Annotated in this window: 2 protein-coding genes; both read right to left on the bottom strand. The window is 69.3% G+C overall.

The features are described 5' to 3' along the window. The coding region (locus tag ACSFA2_RS26000) for a Mur ligase domain-containing protein (protein ID WP_435458204.1) at positions 1-459 on the bottom strand (459 nt) is incomplete at its 3' end. Further along, positions 456-1,009, bottom strand: a 554-nt coding sequence (locus tag ACSFA2_RS25995; RefSeq protein ID WP_435458203.1) for a glycosyltransferase, incomplete at its 5' end; no start/stop codon positions are given. The genes ACSFA2_RS26000 and ACSFA2_RS25995, both read right to left, overlap by 4 nt.

Below are 1,009 nucleotides of genomic sequence, written 5' to 3'. Positions count from 1 at the left end.
GCTGCCGAGCTGCGCGTTGGCACCGGCGCTGTTCAGGCGGCCGCCGATCACGAAGGTCGGATCGAGCCCGGCGGCGTCGAGCACGCTCGCCACCAGGCTGGTGGTGGTGGTCTTGCCGTGCGTGCCGGCAATGGCAATGCCCTGCTTCAGGCGCATCAGCTCGGCCAGCATCAGCGCGCGCGGCACCACCGGAATGCGCTTCTCGCGCGCGGCCAGCACTTCGGGGTTGTCCGACTGCACGGCGGTGGAGGTGACGACCGCGTCCGCGCCGTCGATGTGCGCGGCGGCGTGGCCCACGAAGGTGCCGATGCCAAGGCCCGCGAGACGGCGCAGCGTGACGCTGTCGGACAGGTCGGAGCCCGTGATCTTGTAGCCCAGGTTCAGCAGCACTTCGGCGATACCGCTCATGCCGGAACCACCGACGCCGACGAAGTGAATGTGACGAATCGCGTGCTTCATTTGGCAAGCTCCTCGCAGGCGCGGACGACCGCCTCGACGGCTTCGGTCTTCTGCATGGTCTTGGCCTTGGCGGCCTTGTCGATCAGCGCGGTGCGCCCGGTGTTCTGTAGCAAGTCAGCCAGCAATTCAGGAGTGAGGTCGGCCTGCTGCACGAGCCATCCGCCGCCCGCGTCCACGAGGAAGCGCGCGTTGGTGGTCTGGTGGTCGTCGACCGCCGAGGGGAAAGGCACGAACAGCGCTGCTGCGCCGACGGCCGCGATTTCTGTGACGGTGCTGGCGCCGGCGCGCGCGACGATGATGTCGGCGTCGGCGTAAGCCTGCGCCGTGTCTTCGATGAACGGCGTGAGTTCGCCTTCGACGCCGGCCGCCGTGTAGTTGGCGCGCAGTTCGTCGATCTGCTTGGCGCCGCTCTGGTGCAGCACCTGCGGGCGCGTGGCCGGCTCGATGCGTGCCAGCGCCTGCGGCACCACGGTGTTGAGGCCGCGGGCACCGAGGCTGCCGCCGACCACCAGCAATTTCAGCGGACCGGTACGGCCCGCGAAGCGCGTGG

Origin of the sequence: Variovorax cryoconiti (genome assembly GCF_051216395.1) — a bacterium.
GTDB lineage: Bacteria > Pseudomonadota > Gammaproteobacteria > Burkholderiales > Burkholderiaceae_C > Variovorax.
Note: the sequence above shows the minus strand (reverse complement) of the source record. Positions and strands in the feature narration are given on the sequence as shown.